Below are 20,340 nucleotides of genomic sequence, written 5' to 3'. Positions count from 1 at the left end.
CCATGATCACTTCTGGCGCTTGTAGAACGGCAGCGCCACGACCTCGTAGGGCTCGTGCGCGCCGCGGATGTCGACGCCGACGCCCTCGGTGCCGGGCGCGGCGAAGGCGGCGTCCACGTAGGCCATGGCGATCGGCTTGCCCAGGGTCGGGGACGGGGCGCCGGAGGTGATCTCGCCGACGACCTCGCCGTTCGCCACGACGGACATGCCGGCGCGCGGCACCCGGCGGCCCTCGGCGACCAGGCCGACCAGCTTGCGCGGCGGGGCGGACTCGGCGCGCTCGGCGGCCTTCTCCAGCGCCTCGCGGCCCACGAACCGGCCCTCGTTCGTGGTCTTCTCGAACTTCACGACCCGGCCCAGGCCCGCGTCGAAGGGGGTGAGCGCCGTGGTCAGCTCGTGGCCGTACAGCGGCATGCCCGCCTCCAGGCGGAGCGTGTCGCGGCAGGACAGGCCGCAGGGGATCAGGCCGACGCCCTGGCCCGCCTCGGTCAGTGCCTGCCACACGCCCTCGGCGTGCTCCGGCTTGAGGAACAGCTCGAAGCCGTCCTCGCCGGTGTAGCCGGTACGGGCGATCAGCGCGGGCACGCCGGCGACGGTGCCGGGGAGGCCCGCGTAGTACTTCAGGCCGTCCAGGTCGGCGTCGGTGACGGACTTCAGGATGCCGGGGGACTCCGGGCCCTGGACGGCGATCAGCGCGTACGCGTCGCGGTCGTCGCGGACCTCGGCGTCGAAGCCGGCCGCGCGCTCGGTGAGGGCGTCGAGGACGACCTGCGCGTTGGAGGCGTTGGCGACGACCATGTACTCCGTCTCGCCGAGGCGGTACACGATCAGGTCGTCGAGGATGCCGCCGTCCTCCCGGCAGATCATCGTGTAGCGGGCGCGGCCGTTGCCCACGGTGGAGATGTTGCCGACGAGGGCGTAGTCCAGGAGGTCCACGGCCTGCGGGCCGGTGACCGTGATCTCGCCCATGTGGGAGAGGTCGAAGAGGCCGGCCCTGGTGCGCACGGCGTTGTGCTCGTCGCGCTCGCTGGCGTAGCGCAGCGGCATGTCCCAGCCGGCGAAGTCGGTCATGGTCGCGCCCAGCGAACGATGCAGCGCATCGAGGGCGGTCAGACGGGGGGCAGTGCTCATGGGGTGGCTCCCGGGTCCCAGGGCGTGCAGGGCACGACGTGCATGACGGTGAGGACGATCCTCCCCATCTGTCATGGAACCTGAGAGGTTCACCGAGGGCATCCTCGGCTTGCACCTTGGGTGGGGACGCGACAGGGCGACCCGCTTTTCAGATCTGCCTCATCCACGCGGTACGGGGCCTGAGAGATTCAAGGGAGGTACTTGCTCCTTCGGCGCCCGGCGCACAGGGTGCCCCGGAACTCTCCCGCGCGGATTCGAGCGGCCGGTATGCGGTTGTGGGCGCTCGTGCGAGCGCCTGGCGCGCTCATCATTGCACGGCGGGTCCGCGCGGCAAATCGCTTGCGTCTCATTACCGTTTCTTTACACTTTGTGGGCAAGGGTCTCCGCAGGCCCGACGGGGGGAGTGAGCGATGACGATCCAGCGCACCGGCGCCTACGCCGCAAGTGCGGGCATACCGGTCCAGCGTGCCGGAGCCCGGGCCCGGGCCCGCAGCCGACGCCGCGCGCGGCTGCTGCGGGACCTCCGTGAGCGCGGCGGACGCAGCCCCCGGGTGCTCAGCTTCGAGGCCGGTGACGTCGTGGTCGTCTCCGGGCTGCCCGGAGCCGGCAAGTCGACCCTCATGGGCCGCGCCGCCGAGGGCCGCGCCATCGACTCGCAGGACACCCGCGAGCGCTGGGAGGCCCGGCTGCCCCGACTGCTGCCGTACGCGGTCTACCGCCCGCTCGCCCGCCTCGCCCACTACGCGGGCCTCCGGCGCGCCCTGCGCTCCGGCGCGGGCGTCGTCGTGCACGACTGCGGCACCCAGTCCTGGGTGCGCGGCTGGCTCGCCCGTGAGGCGCGCCGGCGGGGCGCCGCCCTGCACCTGATCCTGCTCGACGTCGACCCCGAGACCGCCCGGGCCGGCCAGGCGGAGCGCGGCCGCGGCGTCTCCGGCTACGCCTTCGCCCGGCACCGCCGCGCCGTGGGGCGCCTGGTGCGCACCGCCGAGGCCGGCGCCCTGCCGCCCGGCTGCGCCTCGGTCACCCTGCTCGACCGCGACGCCGCCGACACCCTGCGGAGGATCGGCTTCCGCGACGTGTCCTGAACCACTCCCACCCCTTCGCGCGTCCTTTTCGGTCACGGAGGCGTCGAGCCGCCGTTAAGGTGCTGACCGCACCGAGTGCCGGAAGGGGACGAAGAACCGTGAACGTGACGTGGCCGGGCAACGAGCTCGAGGAAGTACTGGCCGCCTCGCTCGGCAACCCCTCCGCCGGCGGACGGCTGGTCGAGGTCCTCGGCCGCAGCCCCGTCTGGGTGCCGCTGCCCAACGGCGGCGGACCGGACAGTGCCGAGCTCGACCTGCCCACACTGGAGATCGACGGCTCGCCCTACGTGCCCGTCTTCAGTTCCGAGCAGCAGTTCCTCGCCATCGCCGGCGAGCACATGTCGTACACCGTCGCCCCCGCCCGCGACTTCGCCCGCGGTCTGCCCCCGCAGCTCGGCATCGCCGTGAACCCCGGAGGCACCGTCGGCGTCCCGCTGCCCCCGCCCGCCGTCGCCGAGCTCTGCCGGTCCGGCCGCACCGCTCTCGACGGGCCCGCCGGCGGCGGCCGCGTCCGCCTCTTCGAGCCCGACTGGCAGGACGACCCGGTCGACTTCCTCGCCGCCGCGTCCGCCGAGTTCGAGGCCACCGGCGTGATCGCCACCGCCCGCCGCACCCTGGCCAGCGTCGAGGGCACCGAACCCGCCCTCTTCGTCGGCGTCCAGCTCACCGGCCCCGACGTCGACCGCAACGTCCCGCTCGACGCCCTCGGCCGTGCCCTCGGCCGGGTCGAGGTCGCCTGGCCGGTCAACCTCATCCTGCTCGACGTGGCGCAGGACCCCGTGGGCGACTGGATGCTGGAGAAGGTGCGCCCCTTCTTCCAGCGCGCCGCCGTGTGACGGCCCCCCTGTTTAAGCTGAACTGATTCAGAAGCTGCGATAGCCCACCTGCGAGCCATCCAGCAAGCCATCCAGACCGCGTGACGAAAAGAGGGGCGGGACCCACGGTGAGCGCGTCAGGCACCGCTGCGGCCGGAAAGGTCGAGCGCACGCTGCGCCAGGTGGCGCCCGGGCGCCACGACGCCTACGAGGAGCTGCTGCACGCCCTCACCGACGGCGAGGTCTGGATGCTCCTGTGGCAGGGCGGTCCCGGATCGCCCGACGCCCAGTACGGGAACATGGAGGTCGACGGCCACGGCTACGCCCCGTGCGTGACCTCCGCCCAGGAGCTCGCCGCCTCCGGCTGGAACCGTGCCCACGAGGTCGTCTCCGGTCTGGACATCGCCCGCGCCCTCTACCCCGACCGCTGGGGCATCTGGCTCAATCCGCACGCCCCCGGCGGCGGCGTCGGCATCCCCTGGGCCGATCTGCGCCGCATCGCGACCGGTCTGGGCCGGATGCCCGCCGGACCCCTGCGGCTGTCCGAGCCCGCCGTCGAGATCCCGCAGTTCTACGCCCTCCTCACGCAGAACGCCCACCGCACCCCGGCCGTCCGCTCGCTGCGGCGCGCCTGGGTGCAGCCCGCGCTCGGCTCCCCGTACCTCGCCATCGGCCTCGACCTGTACGACTCCTCGCCGGCCTCCGTCGAGACGGTCCGGGCGATGATGCACCGCACGGTCACCGCCGTCCCCGACGGCCTGCCCGTCTCCACGGTCGCGATGTCCGACACGTACGACCCGGTCGCGATGTGGCTGCAGGCCCACGCGCGCCCCTTCTACGCCCGTGACGCGCACGCCGCTCCCGCGGCCCCGCCCGCTTCCGGCTACGGCTATCCGCCGGCCGCGCCCCGCGCGTACTGATTCGCCCGGATCCATCACCCCTGTCCCTCTCCTGTCACCCCAATTAACTCCTGCCCGACAGGAGTTGGGTGGGATGTCCGATCTGGTCGAATAGCGGCCGAGATGGTCCGCTCACGCGTTCCTGACGTCCGGATAACGGAAGACAGCGCACCGCATCACGTTTACGCAAACATTCCCCGCGGGGTCTGGCGGGTGATCGCGGGCCCATTGAAGACTCCCCGGAACACCAGGCGTTCGGCCCCGCAGGGCCGGTGCCAGCAGTTGTTCCACCGAGCCGCTACCCGCGGCGGGCAAGGGCCGGCCGACCCGGCGGCCGAGAGGGGTCCTCACCACGATGACGGCACCACTGCACGAGACGAGCGCGGCCGAACACGCCGCCGCCGTCGACGCCGTGCCCGACGCGCCCGCCAAGGCGATCGAGGGCCGTTCCCCCTGGCAGATCGCGTGGGCCAGGCTCAAGCGGGACAAGCTCGCCCTCGCGGGCGCCTTCGTCGTCGTCTTCCTGGTCCTGGTCGCGATCTTCGCCCCGCTCATCGTCGGACTCCTCGGCCACCCGCCGGACGAGTTCCACGAGGACCAGATCGACCCGCTCTTCGGCACCCCGATCGGCTCCTGGGGCGGCGCCAGCTCCGACTTCCTCTTCGGGGTCGAGCCGGTCAACGGCCGCGACGTCTTCAGCCGCATCGTCTACGGCGCCCGCATCTCGCTGCTCGTCGCCTTCCTCGCCGCACTCTTCGCGGTGGCCCTCGGCACCATCCTCGGCATCATCGCCGGCTACTTCGGCGGCTGGATCGACGCGGCGCTCAGCCGGGTCATGGACGTGATGCTCGCCTTCCCGCAGCTGCTGTTCACCATCGCCCTGGTCTCGGTGCTGCCCAACGAGCTGCTCGGTCTCGACGGCTCGGGCGTCCGCATCGCCGCACTGGTCCTCGTGATCGGTTTCTTCGGCTGGCCGTACGTCGGCCGCATCGTCCGCGGCCAGACCCTCAGCCTGCGCAACCGCGAGTACGTGGAGGCCGCGCAGAGCCTCGGCGCCGGCCGGTTCTACATCCTGCGCCGCGAGCTGCTGCCCAACCTGATCGCCCCGATCACCGTCTACGCGACGCTGATGATCCCCACCAACATCCTCACCGAAGCGGCGCTCAGCTTCCTCGGCGCCGGTGTGAAGCCGCCCACGGCCTCGTGGGGACAGATGCTCTCGACGGCCATCACGACCTACGAGTCGGACCCCCTGTTCATGGTGATCCCCGGCCTCGCCATCTTCATCACCGTGCTCGCGTTCAACCTCTTCGGCGACGGCGTGCGTGACGCGCTCGACCCGAAGGGCTCCCGCTGACCGTACGCCGTTCACCGCAAGACCAGCCCCTGCCGCTGTCGACAGGAGGCACATCCCCAACGGCGGACCACCGTGACAACGGCCGCCACTACTTCGGAGGTTGCTCGACCATGACTCTGAACAGCTCCCAGAGGCGCAGAATCGCCGCGGGCGCGCTGCTCGCCGCGGCCACGATGGTCGTCACCACCGCCTGTGGCGGCGGCAACGGCGGCAGCGGTGGCGGCAAGGGCGAGGCCGGCGCGCCCGGCTTCAACGCCGGTGTGAACAAGGTCGCGAACGCCTCCGACAAGAAGGGCGGCGAGCTGAAGTTCATCGGCTCGCAGGAGGCCGACAGCTGGGACCCGCAGCGCGGCTACTACGGCTTCGTCTGGGACTTCCAGCGCTACTACACGCGTCAGCTGGTCACCTTCAAGTCCGAGCCGGGCGCCGCCTCCACCGAGCTGGTCCCCGACCTCGCCACGGACGCCGGCAAGGTCTCGGCCGACGGCCTGACCTACACCTTCACGCTGAAGGACGGGGTCACCTGGGAGGACGGCAAGCCGATCACCTCCAAGGACGTCAAGTACGGCATCGAGCGCATCTGGGCCCAGGACGTCATCTCCGGCGGCCCGATCTACCTGCAGCAGGTCCTGGACCCGAAGAAGACGTACGCGGGCCCGTACAAGGACACCTCCGCGGACAAGCTCGGCCTGAAGGCGATCGAGACCCCGGACGACAAGACGATCGTCTTCAAGCTGCCGGTCGCCAACGGTGACTTCCTGCAGATGCTGGCCATGCCGGCCGCCTCCCCGGTCCGTCAGGACAAGGACACCCGGGCCAAGTACGGCCTGAACGTCTTCTCCTCCGGCCCGTACAAGTGGCAGTCGTACACGCCGAACAAGTCCATGAAGCTCGTCCGCAACGACAAGTGGGACGCGAAGACGGACAACGTCCGCAAGGCGCTTCCGGACACCATCTCCGTCACGTTCACCACGAACGCCGACGACATGGACAACCGCCTGGTCGAGGGCGAGTACGACCTCGACATCAACGCGACCGGTGTCGGTGCCTCCGCCCGCCAGAAGGTGCTCCAGCAGCACAAGGGCAACGTGGACAACCCGCAGACCGGCTTCATCCGCTACGCGGTGTTCCCGCAGACGGTGATCCCGAACATCGAGTGCCGCAAGGCGATCATCTACGCGGCCGACTCCAAGTCCCTCCAGACCGCGCGTGGTGGCCCGCAGGCCGGTGGCGACATCGCCTCCAACATGCTGCCGCCGGCGATCAAGGGTGCCGACCCGAAGGCCGACCCGTACGGCAAGCTCGGTGGCGCCCCGGACATCGCCAAGGCGAAGGAGGCGCTGAAGAAGTGCGGTCAGCCGAACGGCTTCAAGACCACGATCGCCGTCCGTAACAACAAGAAGATCGAGATCGCCACCGCCGAGTCCCTGCAGCAGTCGCTGAAGGCCGTCGGCATCGACGCCCAGATCGACCAGTTCGACGGCGCCCAGACCTCCGGCATCATCGGTTCGCCGAAGGTGGTCAAGGAGAAGGGCTACGGCATCATCATCATGGGCTGGGGCGCCGACTTCCCGACCGGCCAGGGCTTCCTGCAGCCGCTCGTCGACGGACGCTTCATCCTGCAGAGCGGCAACAACAACTTCTCGGAGCTGAACGACCCGGCCGTCAACGGCCTGTTCGACCAGGCGCTGAAGGAGACCGACCCGGACAAGGCCGGCGAGCTCTACAAGCAGATCAACACGAAGGTCTCGGAGGCCGCGGTCTACCTGCCCTTCACCCACGAGAAGAACATCATCTGGCGCGGTTCGCGACTGACGAACGTCTACACGGCCGACGCCTACAACGGCCGCTACGACTACGCGTCGCTCGGCGTCGTCAAGTAAGCCGAGTCAGAAACCAACTCGCTCCAACGGCGCACCCGCCGCTAGGTCCGAAGGGCAGGTGAGGGCCGTGCGCGGCGGCCGGGGGATCCGATCGGGTCCCCCGGCCGCCGACCGGCCGACCGCATGCTTGCATACATAATCCGACGGCTCTTCGCCGTCGTCATGATGCTGCTCGTCGTCACGCTGGTGACGCTCAGCATCTTCTTCCTCATCCCCAAGATGACCGGCAGTGACCCTGCCGCGATGTTCGTCGGCAAGCAGGCGGATCCGGCTTCCATTGAGGGCATCCGTCAGAAGCTGGGCCTGGACGAGCCGATCCTGGTGCAGTTCTGGCACTTCGTCTCCGGAATCTTCGTCGGCCGTGACTACACGGGCGGCGGCGAGACCATCCACTGCGCGGCCCCGTGCCTCGGCTACTCGTTCCGCACCGAGCAGGACGTCTGGTCGATGCTGGTCGACGCGTTCCCGGTCACGCTCTCCATGGTGCTCGGCGCCGCGGTGCTGTGGCTGGTCATGGGCGTCTCCACCGGTGTCCTCTCCGCGCTCAAGCGGGGCACGATCATCGACCGGGCCGCGATGATCACCGCGCTCGCGGGCGTCTCGCTCCCCATCTTCTTCACCGCCATGCTGGCGATGCTCGTCTTCCGCACGCAGCTGGGCTGGCTCAACGCCTCCTACGTGCCGATCAGCGAGTCCTTCGGCGGCTGGTTCGGCGGCCTGCTGCTGCCCTGGGTCACCCTCGCCTTCCTCTACGCGGCGATGTACGCGCGGCTCACCCGCGCCACCATGCTGGAGGTCCTGGGCGAGGACTACATCCGCACCGCGCGGGCCAAGGGCCTGCCGGAGCCGGTGGTGCTCGGCAAGCACGCCATGCGCTCCACCATGACCCCCATCCTGACCATCTTCGGCATGGACCTCGGCGCCCTGATCGGCGGCGCGATCCTGACGGAGACCGCGTTCAGCCTCCACGGCCTCGGCGGCCTCGCCATCAAGGGCGTGAGCGAGCGCGACCTGCCGCTGATCCTGGCGGTCACCCTCGTGACGGCGTCCTGCGTGGTCATCGCGAACCTCGTGGTCGACCTGCTGTACGCCGTGATCGACCCCCGAGTGAGGCTCGCATGACCGACAAGCTGACGAAGACCGGCGCCGCCCTCGGCGAGCCGGTCGCGTCCGGCAAGGACGCCCCGTCGGACGCCTTCCTCGACGTCCGCGACCTCAAGATCCACTTCCCGACCGACGACGGTCTGGTGAAGTCGGTCGACGGCCTCACCTTCCAGCTGGAGAAGGGCAGGACCCTCGGCATCGTGGGCGAGTCCGGCTCCGGCAAGTCGGTCACCTCGCTCGGCATCATGGGCCTGCACACCGTCGGCCAGTACGGCCGGCAGAAGGCCCGCATCTCCGGCGAGATCTGGCTCAACGGGCGGGAGATGCTCACCGCGGACCCCGAAGAGGTGCGCCGCATGCGCGGCCGCGAGATGGCGATGATCTTCCAGGACCCGCTGTCCGCGATGCACCCCTACTACACGGTCGGCCACCAGATCGTGGAGGCCTACCGGGTCCACAACCAGGTCGACAAGAAGACCGCCCGCAAGCGGGCCGTCGAACTCCTCGACCGCGTGGGCATCCCCGAGCCGGCCAAGCGGTTCGACAACTACCCGCACGAGTTCTCCGGCGGCATGCGCCAGCGCGCGATGATCGCGATGGCGCTGGTCAACAACCCCGAGCTGCTCATCGCGGACGAGCCCACCACCGCGCTCGACGTGACCGTCCAGGCCCAGATCCTCGACCTGATCCGGGACCTGCAGAAGGAGTTCGGCTCCGCGGTCATCATCATCACCCACGACCTCGGCGTCGTCGCCGAGATCGCCGACGACATCCTCGTCATGTACGGCGGGCGGTGCGTGGAGCGCGGCTCGGCCGAGGACGTCTTCTACGAGCCCCAGCACCCCTACACCTGGGGACTGCTCGGCTCCATGCCGCGCATCGACCGGGAGCAGACCGACCGGCTCATCCCGGTCAAGGGCAACCCGCCCAGCCTCATCAACATCCCGAGCGGCTGCGCCTTCAACCCGCGCTGCCCGTACGCGGACGTCCCCAAGGGCGGGATCACCCGGACCGTGCGCCCCGAGCTGACCGAGACCGGCAGCCGCCACTTCTCGGCCTGCCACATGGCGCCCGAGGAGCGGACCCGGATCTGGACCGAAGAGATTGCGCCGAAGCTGTGACCGACACCATGGAATCCTCGCCGGAGCCCCTGCTCAAGGTCACCGGCCTGCAGAAGCACTTCCCCATCAGGAAGGGCCTGCTGCAGCGGCAGACCGGCGCCGTGAAGGCGGTCGACGGCATCGACTTCGAGGTCTACCCCGGTGAGACCCTCGGCGTCGTCGGCGAGTCCGGCTGCGGCAAGTCGACGATGGGCCGCCTGATCACCCGCCTGCTGGAACCCACGGGCGGACGGATCGAGTTCGAGGGCACGGACATCTCCCACCTCGGGGTGGCGAAGATGCGCCCGCTGCGCCGCGACATCCAGATGATCTTCCAGGACCCGTACGGCTCGCTGAACCCGCGCCACACGGTCGGCTCGATCGTCTCGGCCCCCTTCAAGCTGCAGGGCGTCGAGCCCGAGGGCGGCGTGAAGAAGGAGGTCCAGCGCCTCCTGGGCCTGGTCGGCCTCAACCCCGAGCACTACAACCGCTACCCGCACGAGTTCTCCGGCGGTCAGCGCCAGCGCATCGGCATCGCCCGCGCCCTGGCCCTGAAGCCGAAGCTGGTCATCGCGGACGAGCCCGTCTCGGCCCTGGACGTCTCCATCCAGGCGCAGGTGGTCAACCTCCTGGACGACCTCCAGGAGGAACTGGGCCTCACGTACGTGATCATCGCCCACGACCTCTCCGTGATCCGCCACGTCTCGGACCGGATCGCGGTGATGTACCTGGGCAAGGTCGTCGAGCTCGCCGACCGCAAGTCCCTGTACGAGGCCCCGATGCACCCGTACACGCGCGCCCTGATGTCCGCGGTCCCGATCCCGGACCCGCGCCGACGTGGTGCGAAGACCGACCGCATCCTGCTGACCGGTGACGTCCCGTCGCCGATCGCCCCGCCCCCGGGCTGCCGCTTCCACACGCGCTGCTGGAAGGCCACGGAGGTCTGCAAGACCCAGGAGCCCCCGCTCCTGGAGCTCCGCCCGGGCCAGCGCGTGGCCTGCCACCACCCGGAGAACGCGGAGGGCCTGACGGTCCCGGCGGCGCGGGAGTCGGTCGAGGTCACGATCACGAAGGCCCCGACGGAGCCGAAGCCGGCGGAGCCTGCGGAGGTCGCGGCGAAGGCCGGGGCCGAGGCGGAGGAGCCCGAGGCCGAGGCCGCCGCGGAGGCGTCGACCGCCGAGGCCGCCGAGCCGGAGGGCGCCCGGCCCGAGGCCGCCGAAGCCGACGAGGTCACCGAGGCGGACGCTCCGGCGAAGACGGAGAAGTCGCCGGAGGCGTGAACGCAGATGAGGCCCCCGCTGCCCGGGCAGCGGGGGCCTCACGCGTTTCGCGGGGCTCCTCGGCCCGGTGGCCCGCCGGGACCAGGGGAGGCGTGGTGCGGGGGATCACGCCGGACCGGGCCCGGCGTGGGGCCGAGCCCTTCCCCGGGACCGGGACAATGGGGCGGTGCTCCACGATCTGTTCAATCCCTCCGTCCAACACGCGCTCGACCTCGTCGGCATCTTCGTCTTCGCGATCTCCGGCGCCCTCCTCGCCGTCCGCAAGAACTTCGACGTCTTCGGCATCGCCGTCCTCGCCGAGGTCACGGCGCTCGGCGGCGGGCTCATCCGGGACCTGATCATCGGAGCCGTCCCGCCCGCCGCCTTCACGGACCTCGGCTACTTCCTGATGCCGCTGGTCGCCACGGTGCTCGTCTTCTTCCTGCACCCGGAGGTCGAGCGCACCCAGAACGCGGTGAACGTCTTCGACGCGGCGGGCCTCGGGCTGTTCTGCGTCACCGGCACGACCAAGGCGTACGACTACGGCCTGGGCCTGACCTTCTCCGCGGCGCTCGGGCTCGCCACGGCGGTCGGCGGCGGCGTGCTGCGCGACGTCCTGGCGAACGAGGTGCCCTCGCTGCTGCGCTGGGACCGTGACCTCTACGCCGTGCCGGCGATCGTGGGCGCGACGATGGTCGTGCTCTGCATCCGCTTCGACGTGCTGAACGCCTACACCAGCGGCACCGCCGTGGCGACGGCGTTCGTCCTGCGCCTCCTCGCGATGCGCTTCCACTGGCGGGCCCCGCGCGCCTGGAACCGGCGCTCATCCGCCCGCGAGGAGACAGAAAAGCTACCGCTCAGTAGCTAAATCCTGTACCGTCGCGGACATGAGCACGAGCAGCATCGACACGGTGAGCGAGTTCGACCGCGACACCGCCGTGACCCTTCGTGAGCCCGGCGTCTACGACGCCGAACTCTCCGCGGGCTGGACGATCATCCACGCCGTCAACGGTGGGTACCTCCTCGCCCTGCTCGGCCGCGCGCTCGGCGACCACCTGCCGCACCCGGACCCCTTCACGATCTCCGCGCACTACCTCACGCCGTCCGTGCCCGGCCCGGCGGTCATCCGCACGGAGACGGTCCGCACCGGCCGCACCCTCTCCACCGGCCAGGCCTCCCTCCTCCAGTTCGCGGAGGACGGCACCGAGGTCGAGCGCATCCGTGTGCTCGCCTCGTACGGTGACCTGGACGCGCTCCCGGACGAGGTCCGCACCACCGCGACCCCGCCCGCGATCGCGCCGATCGACCAGTGCTTCGGCGCCTCGGACGGCCCCGCCCCGGCGATCCCCGGCTCCTCGGCGATCACCGAGCGCCTCGACATCCGCCTCGACCCGGCCACCGTCGGCTGGGCCGTCGGCGCCCCGTCGGGCAGGGGCGAGATGCGCGGCTGGTTCGGCCTGGCCGACGGCCGCGACGCCGACCCGCTGTCCCTGCTTCTCACGGTCGACGCCCTGCCGCCGACCTCCTTCGAGCTGGGCCTCAAGGGCTGGACGCCCACAGTCGAACTCACCACCCACGTCCGCTGCCGCCCGGCCCCCGGCCCGCTGCGCGTCTCCATCACCACCCGCAACCTCGCGGGCGGCTTCCTCGAGGAGGACGCCGAGGTCTGGGACTCCGCCGACCGCCTCGTCGCCCAGTCCCGCCAGCTGGCCCGCGCGCCCCGCGCCTGACGCGCCGGCCGGAGTCGCCCGGGGGCACCTCCCGCGCCGCGCCGCCGCGACGCGGCGCGAGGCCGCCCCGAGGCGCCCGGACGCACGGCCCACCGGGACGCCGAGGCGCGCCTGGCGGCTGGCGGGCGCCGCACTCGCGCCCGGCGCGCCCGCCCGTCTCGCGGTCGGCGGGCACGCCCGTCTCGCGCCCGGCGGGCACGCCCGTCTCGCGGTCGGCGGGCACGCCCGTCTCGCGGTCGGCGTGCCCGCCTGCCTCGCACCCGGCGTGCTCGGCACGCCTCGCGGCCGGCCCGCCTCGCGCCCGACGCGCCCGCCCCCCTCGCAGCCGGCGCGCTCGCCTCGCGCCCGGCGCGCTCGCCTCGCGCCCGGCGTGCCTGCCCCGCCTCGCGGCCGGGAGGGGCGCCGTTCGCGGCGTAAACAGGCCAGAAGGCGGCGGCGCCGAGGGCGCCTCGTAGAATCGTTCGCACCATGGCTTACCTCGACCACGCCGCGACCACGCCCATGCTTCCCGAGGCGATCGAGGCGATGACCGCCCAGCTCGCCGTCACGGGCAACGCCTCCTCGCTGCACGCCGCGGGCCGTCGTGCCCGGCGGACCGTCGAGGAGGCCCGGGAGACCCTCGCGGGGGCGCTCGGAGCCCGGCCCAGCGAGGTGGTTCTCACCTCCGGCGGCACCGAGGCCGACAACCTGGCGGTGAAGGGCCTGTTCTGGGCCCGCCGCGCCGCCGACCCGCGCCGGACCCGCGTCCTCGCCAGCCCCGTCGAGCACCACGCAGTCCTGGACGCCGTCGACTGGCTCGCCACCCACGAGGGCGCGACCGTCGAGTACCTGCCCGTGGACTCCCACGGCCGGGTCCACCCCGACGCCCTGCGCGAGGCCGTCGCCCGCGACCCCGGGTCGGTCGCCCTGGCCACCGTGATGTGGGCCAACAACGAGATCGGCACCGTCATGCCGATCCGCCGACTCGCCGATGTCGCGGCCGAGTTCGACATCCCCCTGCACGCGGACGCGGTCCAGGCCTTCGGTCAGGTTCCGGTCGACTTCGGCGCTTCCGGACTGGCCGCCATGACCGTGTCCGGGCACAAGATCGGCGGCCCCTACGGCATCGGCGCCCTCCTCCTCGGCCGCGAGTACACCCCCGTCCCCGTCCTGCACGGCGGCGGCCAGGAACGGCACGTCCGCTCCGGCACCCTCGACGTGCCCGCCGTCGCCGCCTTCGCCGTGGCCGGCCGGCTCGCGTCGGAGGGCCGAGAGGAGTTCGCCCGCACCGTCGGCGCCCTGCGCGACGAACTCGTGACCGCCGTCCGCGACGCCGTCCCCGACGCGATCCTCGGCGGGGACCCGGTCGACCGGCTCCCCGCCAACGCCCACTTCACCTTCCCCGGCTGCGAGGGAGACTCCCTGCTGCTGCTCCTCGACGCGGCCGGCATCGAGTGCTCCACCGGCTCCGCCTGCACTGCGGGCATCGCCCAGCCCAGCCACGTCCTGCTCGCCACCGGCACCGATCCGGACCTGGCCCGCGGCACCCTGCGCTTCTCCCTCGGCCACACCTCCACCAAGGAGGACGTGGCGGCGGTCGCCGAGGCCATCGGCCCGGCGGTGGAACGGGCACGGGCGGCCGGCCTCAGCTGAGGCCGCGGCGGCGCGGGCGTTTCCCCCGGGCGGTCCCGTGGGCGGTTCCCCCCGGGCGTTCCCCTCCGGGCGTTTCCCCCGGGCAGTCCCGTGGGCGGTCCCCCAGGCGGTCCCGCGGGCGGTCCCGCCCGTGCGGGCCCGTCCCGGCCGTTCCCGCCCGCCCGGGTCAGCCGAGCCGCGTGCGTTCCTGCCGTACCAGGGCGATGTAGCGCTTCCAGTCCCAGTGCGGCCCCGGGTCCGTGTGATCCGTGCCCGGCACCTCCACGTGCCCGATGATGTGCTCCCGGTCCACGGGTATCCCGTAGCGCGCGCATATGTCGGCCGTGAGCCGCGCCGACGCCGCGTACATCGCCGTCGTCAGGTCCTGCGGCCGGTCGACGAACCCCTCGTGCTCGATGCCGATGCTGCGCTCGTTCATGTCCCGGTTCCCGGCGTGGAAGGCCACGTCGAGCTCGCGGATCATCTGCGCGACGTGCCCGTCCTTGCGGACGACGTAGTGGGCGGCGGCGCCGTGCGCCGGGTCCTTGAAGACCTTCAGGGCCGACGCGTAGCTGCCCTGGACGACGTGGATCACGACGCGGTCGATCACGTAGTCGTCCGGACGGTCCGCGCGCCGCCAGTTGGCCCGGGAGGCCGCCGACCACTCGGCCCCCTTGTGGTCGAGCTCGCCCTCGACCCGCTTCTTCTGCATGCCCGGCAGGCGCCAGTAGAGCCGCGCCAGCTCGTCCCGGGCGAAGACGACCGTGCCGGCCACGGCGACGGTGCCGCCGAGCAGCAGCGCCCGCCGCCCCGGCCCCTTCCCGCCCCCGCCCGAGGTCCCGCCCTTACTCCCGGCCCCGCCCTTGCCGCCGGCGCCGGCCTTGCTCTTGCTTCCGCCCCGGGCCGCGCCGCCGCCCTGTCCCTTGCTCCCCATGTGATCGAGAACGCTTACTCGGGCGACCGTGGTTCCCCGTGCCCCGTACCCTGGTAGGGCTATGACTCAGACCTCGCCGCAGCGCCCCGACCCCCGCCCGCTCCGGGTACTCGCCGCCATGTCCGGCGGCGTGGACTCCGCCGTCGCCGCCGCCCGCGCCGCCGAGGCCGGGCACGACGTGACCGGCGTGCACCTGGCCCTCTCCGCGAACCCGCAGTCCTTCCGGACCGGCGCGCGGGGCTGTTGCACCATCGAGGACTCGCGTGACGCCCGGCGGGCCGCCGACGTCATCGGCATCCCGTTCTACGTGTGGGACCTGGCCGAGCGCTTCCGGGAGGACGTCGTCGAGGACTTCGTCGCCGAGTACGAGGCGGGCCGCACGCCCAACCCGTGCCTGCGCTGCAACGAGAAGATCAAGTTCGCGGCGCTCCTCGACAAGGCGCTCGCGCTCGGCTTCGACGCCGTCTGCACCGGCCACTACGCGACCGTCGTGCTCGCGGAGGACGGCACCCGTGAGCTGCACCGCGCCTCCGACATGGCCAAGGACCAGTCGTACGTCCTCGGCGTGCTCGACGAGAAGCAGCTGGCGCACGCCATGTTCCCGCTCGGCGACACCCTCACCACCAAGGACGAGATCCGCGCCGAGGCGGAACGGCGCGGCCTCGCGGTGGCCAAGAAGCCCGACAGCCACGACATCTGCTTCATCGCCGACGGCGACACCCAGGGCTTCCTGGCCGGCCGCCTGGGCACGGCGGAGGGCGACATCGTCGACGAGTCCGGCACGAAGGTGGGCAGCCACGAGGGCGCCTACGGCTTCACCATCGGCCAGCGCAAGGGCCTGCGCATCGGGCACCCGGCGCCGGACGGCAAGCCCCGCTACGTCCTGGACATCTCCCCGGTGAACAACACGGTCACCGTCGGCCCGGCCGAGTCCCTGGACGTCACCGCGCTCACCGCGATCAAGCCCCGCTGGTGCGGCGCCGTCCCCGAGGGCCCGGGCCGCTACACGGCGCAGCTCCGCGCCCACGGCGGCGAGACCGCGGTCACGGCCGCCCTGGAGGCCGGCGAGCTGACGGTCACCTTCGACGAGCCGGTCCGCGGCGTCGCGCCCGGCCAGGCGATCGTGCTGTACGACGGCACGCGCGTGGTCGGCTCGGCGACGATCGCGACGACCGTACGCAGGACGGCGGCGCCGGCCACGGCCGGCGCCTGAGGGGAGCGGGCCCTCACTCCCCGGCCGGGTCCTCGCCGTAGAAATCCGCGAGGACCGGTGCGAGGACATGCGGGGCCACCTCGTGGGTCTGACCGGTGAGGGTGCGGTGCCGGCCCCGGGGGACGGCCGCCGCGATCGTGCGGGCCGCCCGCCGCGTCCGCGCGGGGCTCGCGCCGCCGTCGACCACCAGCACGCGCGCGTGCACCCGGCCGAGCCCGTCGGCCTGCTCGGCGCCGCACGTCGGCTCGTACACCGACACCGGCCCGACCGGCACCCCGGCCGCCGCCGCGGCCAGTGCGAGCGCCCCGCCGGACGCCGTCCCGTGCACGGCCGCGACGCCGCTCGCGCCGCCCACCGCGTTCACGAGCGCCGCCAGGTCGGCGATCTCCCGCTCCACGGAGTCCGCCGCGGCCCGGCGGTCGTACGCGACCACCGAGAAGCGCCGGGCGAGCAGCCCGGCGAGCGCCCGCTCGACGCCGGCCGTGCCCGGAGTCCCGCTCACCAGGATGACCGGCGGCCCCTCGCCGTAGCGCTCGTAGGCGATCCGCGTCCCGTCCTGCGCCCTGACCAGGCCCTTGGCCCGGCACGGCATGGTGTTCACCTCGTCCATGGAAGGGCAGACCGGAGTCGCTCCCGGAACTCATCGCTCGCGGCCGGATACTTTCCCGGGAAAATCCCGCTGTCGGTGCCAGGACCTACCGTGGGCCCATGAACATCTGTGTCTTCCTCTCCGCCGCGGAGCTCGACGACCGCTACACGGTCCCCGCCCGCGACTTCGCCAACCGCCTCGGGAAGGCCGGTCACACGTTGGTCTGGGGCGGTTCGGACACCGGTCTGATGAAGGTCGTCGCGGACGGCGTCGCGGAGACCGGTGGACGCCTGGTCGGCGTCTCGGTCGACTTCCTCGCCGCCAAGGCCCGACCGGAAGCGGACGAGATGGTGATCGCCGGGAACCTCGCCGAGCGCAAGGCCCTGCTGCTCGCGAAGTCCGACGCGATCGTGATCATGGTCGGCGGCACCGGCACCCTGGACGAGGCCACGGAGATCCTGGAGCTGAAGAAGCACGGCAAGCACAACAAGCCCGTCGTCCTCCTCAACACGGCCGGCTTCTACGACGGCCTCAGGACCCAGTTCCGCCGCATGGAGGACGAGGGCTTCCTGCCGCGCCCGCTCGGCGAACTCGTCCACTTCGCGCAGGACGGCGCGGAGGCGCTCGCGTATCTGGAGTCGTCCCTGGGTTGAGTTCGCGAACATGGGGACAGGGTGCGGGAGCTGAGCGCGGGAGCTCTTGCGCCCTGCTCAACGGGCTGCTACGTGATCATCCCTCAATTTGCTCCGGTCCTGCTTCGCGACTGTGTACGCACCGGCCGGCCCCGTTAGCTTTTTGCTGCGCGCACACGCGCGCTGACGAGAACGGGGGGGGACCGTGAACTACTCGGAGCGCTGGCAGGAGATCTTCGGGCCGCCGGCGGGCGGCGCCACGATGACGCTCGCCTCGACGGCACCCGAGTCCGGTGCTTCCGGCTCGGCCGATCTCCAGCACAGTGGCGGCCCGTGGACCAGCGCTTCGGGCACGGCGGGTGAGCTGCGCACCAGCACCGAGACGAGCCGGTCGGCCCTCGGCCCCGGCCACGAGGGAGTCACGACGGGCGGCGCGGGCCTCGGCGCGGTCGCCGCCCTTGCCGGCGTGCGGAAGTCCTGGGAAGACCGCCTCACGGCCGTACGCGACGAGTGCGAGGCCCTCCGAGGCAACCTGCTCACGGTCGCGAAGGAGATGGGCGAGACCGACACCGGGGTCCGGAACTCCTTCGCCGGCGTCGCGCGCAGGCCGGAGGGCGACCGATGACGGCCGGCACCCTCACCTGGCAACAGCTCCGCGACCTCAGGCTCGCCGAGTTCGAGGAGGCGGGTGACTCCTGGCACCAGGTCTCCGGGCGGTCGGACTCCGACCGCGTACGGGTCGACCGCGCCATGGCCGCCAGGCTTCATGAGACGCAGCGGAGCGAGTCGGCGGGGGCGGCTGTCGGCCGGCTCCGGCGCCTGAGCCGCAACTTCCAGTACATCCACAGCGAGTGCGGACTCGTCCGTAGCGCCCTCAATGGCCTTGCCGCAGATCTGGCGGAACCTCAGACCCGCTTGAAGCAGGCCCTCGCGGACGCCGGCACGCTGAACTTCACGGTCCACGAGGACGGTTCGGTCGGCTACCCCGCGGCCGAGGTCGCCGACCTCACCGGGGCGAAGCGGCAGGCCCCCGGCAGCACGGTCCACGGAAGCGCCCGCCTTCCCCTGGAGCCGCCCGGCCTCGGAACGGGCGGACAGTCCCCCCTGTATCCGGGCTCTTCGGGTTTCAAGCCCCTGAACCCGAATGCGGCGAAGGCACAGGACGTGGCCGACCGCATCGCGCGGGCCGTGCGGTCCGCACACGACATCGACGCCCGCTATACGAAGACGCTGAACGGCCTCAAGGCCGAGCAGGGCCTCGACGTCACCGAGGCGACCTTGAAGGATGTCGCCCACGACACCGCCGACGTCCGCGCCACCGCGGGCGGTCACCTTGCCGACGGCGTTCCGTTCGACAAGAGCCCCGCCGAACGCAAGGCGTGGTGGGACGGGCTCCCTGAGGAGCAGCGCCGCGAGTACCTGGACGTGGCCCCGGACATGATCGGTGGTCTGGACGGCATCCCGGCGGCGGTGCGGGACGAAGCGAACCGGACCTACCTTCCCGTGCTGATCGACGAGGTGTCCCGTCGGCACGACGGGGAATCCGAGACGCAGTTGGACGCGCTGCGGATGATCCGGGACAAGCTCGGCAAGCCGAGCGATCCGCCGATGTTCCTGCTGGGCATCGGCGACGAGGGCAACGGGCGCGCGATCGTGGCCTACGGCAACCCGGACACCTCGAAGAACGTGTCCGCCTACGTCCCCGGGCTGGGTACCAAGCTCGACGGCGAGTTCGTCAAGGACACGATGAAGCGTGCCCAGGACACCGCCATCGGCGCCCGGCGCGTGGATCCGTCCAGCGCCGCGATCGTCTGGCTCGGCTACGACGCGCCGAACTTCGCGCAGGTGGGGTCCACGGCCAACGCGGAGAAGGGCGCGCCGGCGTACAACCGGTTCATGGAGGGGCTCCTGGCGACGAACGAGAGCAAGGACCCCCACGTGACCGCCATCGGGCACTCGTACGGTTCCCTCACTGTCGGCACGGCCGCGAGGCAATCCGGCGGGATCCCCGGTGTGGACGATGTCGTCCTTCTCGGCAGCCCCGGCGTGGGCGTCGACAAGGCGCAGGACCTCGGGGTGAGCAAGGACCACGTCTACGTCGGAGCGGCGGACAACGATCCGGTCACCCACCTTCCGTCGAAGGGCGAGGCGGCCGCAGGGTTGCTGATGGGAGGTCCGACGGGAGTCCTGATCGCCCGCGACCTCCTGGACTGGGGCGACGACGACGTGTACTTCGGCAAGGACCCGGCGAGCGAGGCGTTCGGTGCGCGTCGGTTCAAGGTCGCCGACGGGCCCGGAATGGTCACGGACCTGGGGGGCTTCGACGCCCACTCCCAGTACTTCACTCCGGAGCTGGACCCGGAATCGGCGAAGAACATCGCCAGGATCGTCGGCGGGCAGCCCGGAAAGATCACGACGGAGGAGTACCGATGACTCGGCGGACACGGGGCACTCGGGTCGCCCTGAGCGTTCTCCTCGCGGGCGTGGTGCTCGCGGGGTGTGGAGTCATGGGCGGCGGAGGAGCTACGACAGGCATGAACATGCAGGGCGCGGCGGATCGCGCGGACGCGATTCTGGACACGACGCTGAGCGCGGTCGTGCCGGCCGTCCAGTGGGACCACGCCACGACGACATCCGGCAGCTGCACGGTGACGCGGCGCCGGACGGTGACGACCATCGTCTCCGAGCAGCGGCGCGGCAACCTCCTCGGAGTCGTCGAACGGTCCTGGAAGAAGTCCGGGTACGAGATCACCGGAATGAACCGCGACCGGGAGATGCCGGCCGTCTTCGCTCGGACGTCCGACGGCTTCGAGCTGAGTCTGGAGGTCGGCTACAAGGGGCAGGTCTTCTTCGACGTCACCACCCCGTGCGTCGAGGAGTCCGAGGTTGCCGAGCCCACCTCAAGGCCCAACGGTCCCGCCTACCCGCTCGGCAAGATCCCGACCCCCAACGTCCGATCCGACTTCTGGTCCGCCACGACGCCCCTCTCCTGAACTGA

At 71.8% G+C, this 20,340-nt stretch carries 19 protein-coding genes and 1 riboswitch; of the genes, 16 read left to right on the top strand and 3 right to left on the bottom strand.

Annotated elements, in window-relative coordinates; genetic code table 11:
* Positions 1–6 precede the first annotated feature (6 nt).
* Positions 7–1,131, bottom strand: coding sequence for a glycine cleavage system aminomethyltransferase GcvT (gene gcvT / locus ACIRQF_RS17985; RefSeq protein WP_376638363.1), 1,125 nt, complete (start codon positions 1,129–1,131; stop codon positions 7–9).
* Positions 1,132–1,289: 158 nt separating this feature from the next.
* Positions 1,290–1,388: riboswitch (glycine riboswitch) on the bottom strand.
* A gap of 153 nt (positions 1,389–1,541) precedes the next feature.
* Between gcvT and ACIRQF_RS17980 the strand changes: the two genes are divergently transcribed.
* The 11 genes from ACIRQF_RS17980 to ACIRQF_RS17930 all read left to right on the top strand — a co-directional run bounded on the left by ACIRQF_RS17980 (position 1,542) and on the right by ACIRQF_RS17930 (position 13,995).
* A complete protein-coding gene (locus tag ACIRQF_RS17980; protein ID WP_403517863.1) occupies positions 1,542–2,216 on the top strand; it encodes an AAA family ATPase in 675 nt (224 codons plus the stop codon).
* Positions 2,217–2,314: 98 nt separating this feature from the next.
* The gene (locus ACIRQF_RS17975; protein ID WP_376638361.1) at positions 2,315–3,052 is read left to right on the top strand and encodes an enhanced serine sensitivity protein SseB; all 738 of its coding nucleotides are present in this window, start codon (positions 2,315–2,317) and stop codon (positions 3,050–3,052) included.
* 107 nt (positions 3,053–3,159) lie between these two features.
* Positions 3,160–3,951 carry an enhanced serine sensitivity protein SseB C-terminal domain-containing protein gene (locus ACIRQF_RS17970; RefSeq protein ID WP_404093202.1) on the top strand — a complete coding sequence of 264 codons (792 nt, stop codon included), beginning with the start codon at positions 3,160–3,162 and terminating at the stop codon, positions 3,949–3,951.
* Positions 3,952–4,285: 334 nt separating this feature from the next.
* A complete protein-coding gene (locus ACIRQF_RS17965) occupies positions 4,286–5,287 on the top strand; it encodes an ABC transporter permease (RefSeq protein ID WP_376638359.1) in 1,002 nt (333 codons plus the stop codon).
* 110 nt (positions 5,288–5,397) lie between these two features.
* Entirely contained in the window at positions 5,398–7,170 is a 1,773-nt protein-coding gene (locus ACIRQF_RS17960) for an ABC transporter substrate-binding protein (RefSeq protein ID WP_382484399.1), read from the top strand.
* 123 nt (positions 7,171–7,293) lie between these two features.
* Positions 7,294–8,292 (top strand): ABC transporter permease, encoded by a 999-nt coding sequence (locus ACIRQF_RS17955; RefSeq protein WP_376638357.1) that lies wholly within the window; start codon positions 7,294–7,296, stop codon positions 8,290–8,292.
* Positions 8,289–9,395, top strand: coding sequence for an ABC transporter ATP-binding protein (locus ACIRQF_RS17950; protein ID WP_382484395.1), 1,107 nt, complete (start codon positions 8,289–8,291; stop codon positions 9,393–9,395). Before ACIRQF_RS17955 ends, ACIRQF_RS17950 begins: the two co-directional genes overlap by 4 nt.
* Before the next feature lie 8 nt (positions 9,396–9,403).
* Positions 9,404–10,654, top strand: a complete 1,251-nt coding sequence (locus tag ACIRQF_RS17945) for an ABC transporter ATP-binding protein (RefSeq protein WP_404093199.1) — start codon at positions 9,404–9,406, stop codon at positions 10,652–10,654.
* Between the two features lie 166 nt (positions 10,655–10,820).
* Complete coding sequence (locus ACIRQF_RS17940) at positions 10,821–11,501, top strand: trimeric intracellular cation channel family protein (protein WP_376638355.1); 681 nt, start codon at positions 10,821–10,823, stop codon at positions 11,499–11,501.
* A 19-nt stretch (positions 11,502–11,520) separates the two neighbouring features.
* The gene (locus ACIRQF_RS17935; RefSeq protein ID WP_382484393.1) at positions 11,521–12,363 is read left to right on the top strand and encodes a thioesterase family protein; all 843 of its coding nucleotides are present in this window, start codon (positions 11,521–11,523) and stop codon (positions 12,361–12,363) included.
* A 468-nt stretch (positions 12,364–12,831) separates the two neighbouring features.
* Positions 12,832–13,995: a cysteine desulfurase family protein gene (locus ACIRQF_RS17930; protein WP_404093195.1), complete on the top strand. Its 1,164-nt coding sequence runs from the start codon at positions 12,832–12,834 to the stop codon at positions 13,993–13,995.
* 166 nt (positions 13,996–14,161) lie between these two features.
* Here the strand turns inward: ACIRQF_RS17930 and ACIRQF_RS17925 are convergent, their stop codons facing one another.
* Positions 14,162–14,908: an N-acetylmuramoyl-L-alanine amidase gene (locus ACIRQF_RS17925; protein WP_404093192.1), complete on the bottom strand. Its 747-nt coding sequence runs from the start codon at positions 14,906–14,908 to the stop codon at positions 14,162–14,164.
* Between the two features lie 61 nt (positions 14,909–14,969).
* Between ACIRQF_RS17925 and mnmA the strand changes: the two genes are divergently transcribed.
* Positions 14,970–16,121 (top strand): tRNA 2-thiouridine(34) synthase MnmA, encoded by a 1,152-nt coding sequence (mnmA, locus tag ACIRQF_RS17920; RefSeq protein WP_403517880.1) that lies wholly within the window; start codon positions 14,970–14,972, stop codon positions 16,119–16,121.
* A gap of 13 nt (positions 16,122–16,134) precedes the next feature.
* On the opposite strand, the gene ACIRQF_RS17915 is transcribed toward mnmA, so the two are convergent.
* Positions 16,135–16,731 carry an alpha/beta fold hydrolase gene (locus ACIRQF_RS17915; RefSeq protein WP_376636692.1) on the bottom strand — a complete coding sequence of 199 codons (597 nt, stop codon included), beginning with the start codon at positions 16,729–16,731 and terminating at the stop codon, positions 16,135–16,137.
* 98 nt (positions 16,732–16,829) lie between these two features.
* Between ACIRQF_RS17915 and ACIRQF_RS17910 the strand changes: the two genes are divergently transcribed.
* The 4 genes from ACIRQF_RS17910 (at position 16,830) to ACIRQF_RS17895 (ending at position 20,335) form a co-directional block, all read left to right on the top strand.
* Positions 16,830–17,363, top strand: coding sequence for a TIGR00730 family Rossman fold protein (locus tag ACIRQF_RS17910; RefSeq protein WP_404093188.1), 534 nt, complete (start codon positions 16,830–16,832; stop codon positions 17,361–17,363).
* A gap of 184 nt (positions 17,364–17,547) precedes the next feature.
* Positions 17,548–17,967, top strand: a complete 420-nt coding sequence (locus ACIRQF_RS17905) for a hypothetical protein (protein ID WP_389756768.1) — start codon at positions 17,548–17,550, stop codon at positions 17,965–17,967.
* Positions 17,964–19,775 carry an alpha/beta hydrolase gene (locus tag ACIRQF_RS17900; RefSeq protein ID WP_404093185.1) on the top strand — a complete coding sequence of 604 codons (1,812 nt, stop codon included), beginning with the start codon at positions 17,964–17,966 and terminating at the stop codon, positions 19,773–19,775. Before ACIRQF_RS17905 ends, ACIRQF_RS17900 begins: the two co-directional genes overlap by 4 nt.
* Positions 19,776–19,876: 101 nt before the next feature.
* A complete protein-coding gene (locus ACIRQF_RS17895; RefSeq protein ID WP_404093183.1) occupies positions 19,877–20,335 on the top strand; it encodes a hypothetical protein in 459 nt (152 codons plus the stop codon).
* Positions 20,336–20,340: the final 5 nt, after the last annotated feature.

The sequence above is a fragment of the Streptomyces sp. NPDC101191 genome (assembly GCF_044767915.1).
Classification (GTDB): Bacteria; Actinomycetota; Actinomycetes; order Streptomycetales; family Streptomycetaceae; genus Streptomyces.
This window is presented reverse-complemented; position numbering and strand designations above follow the sequence as displayed.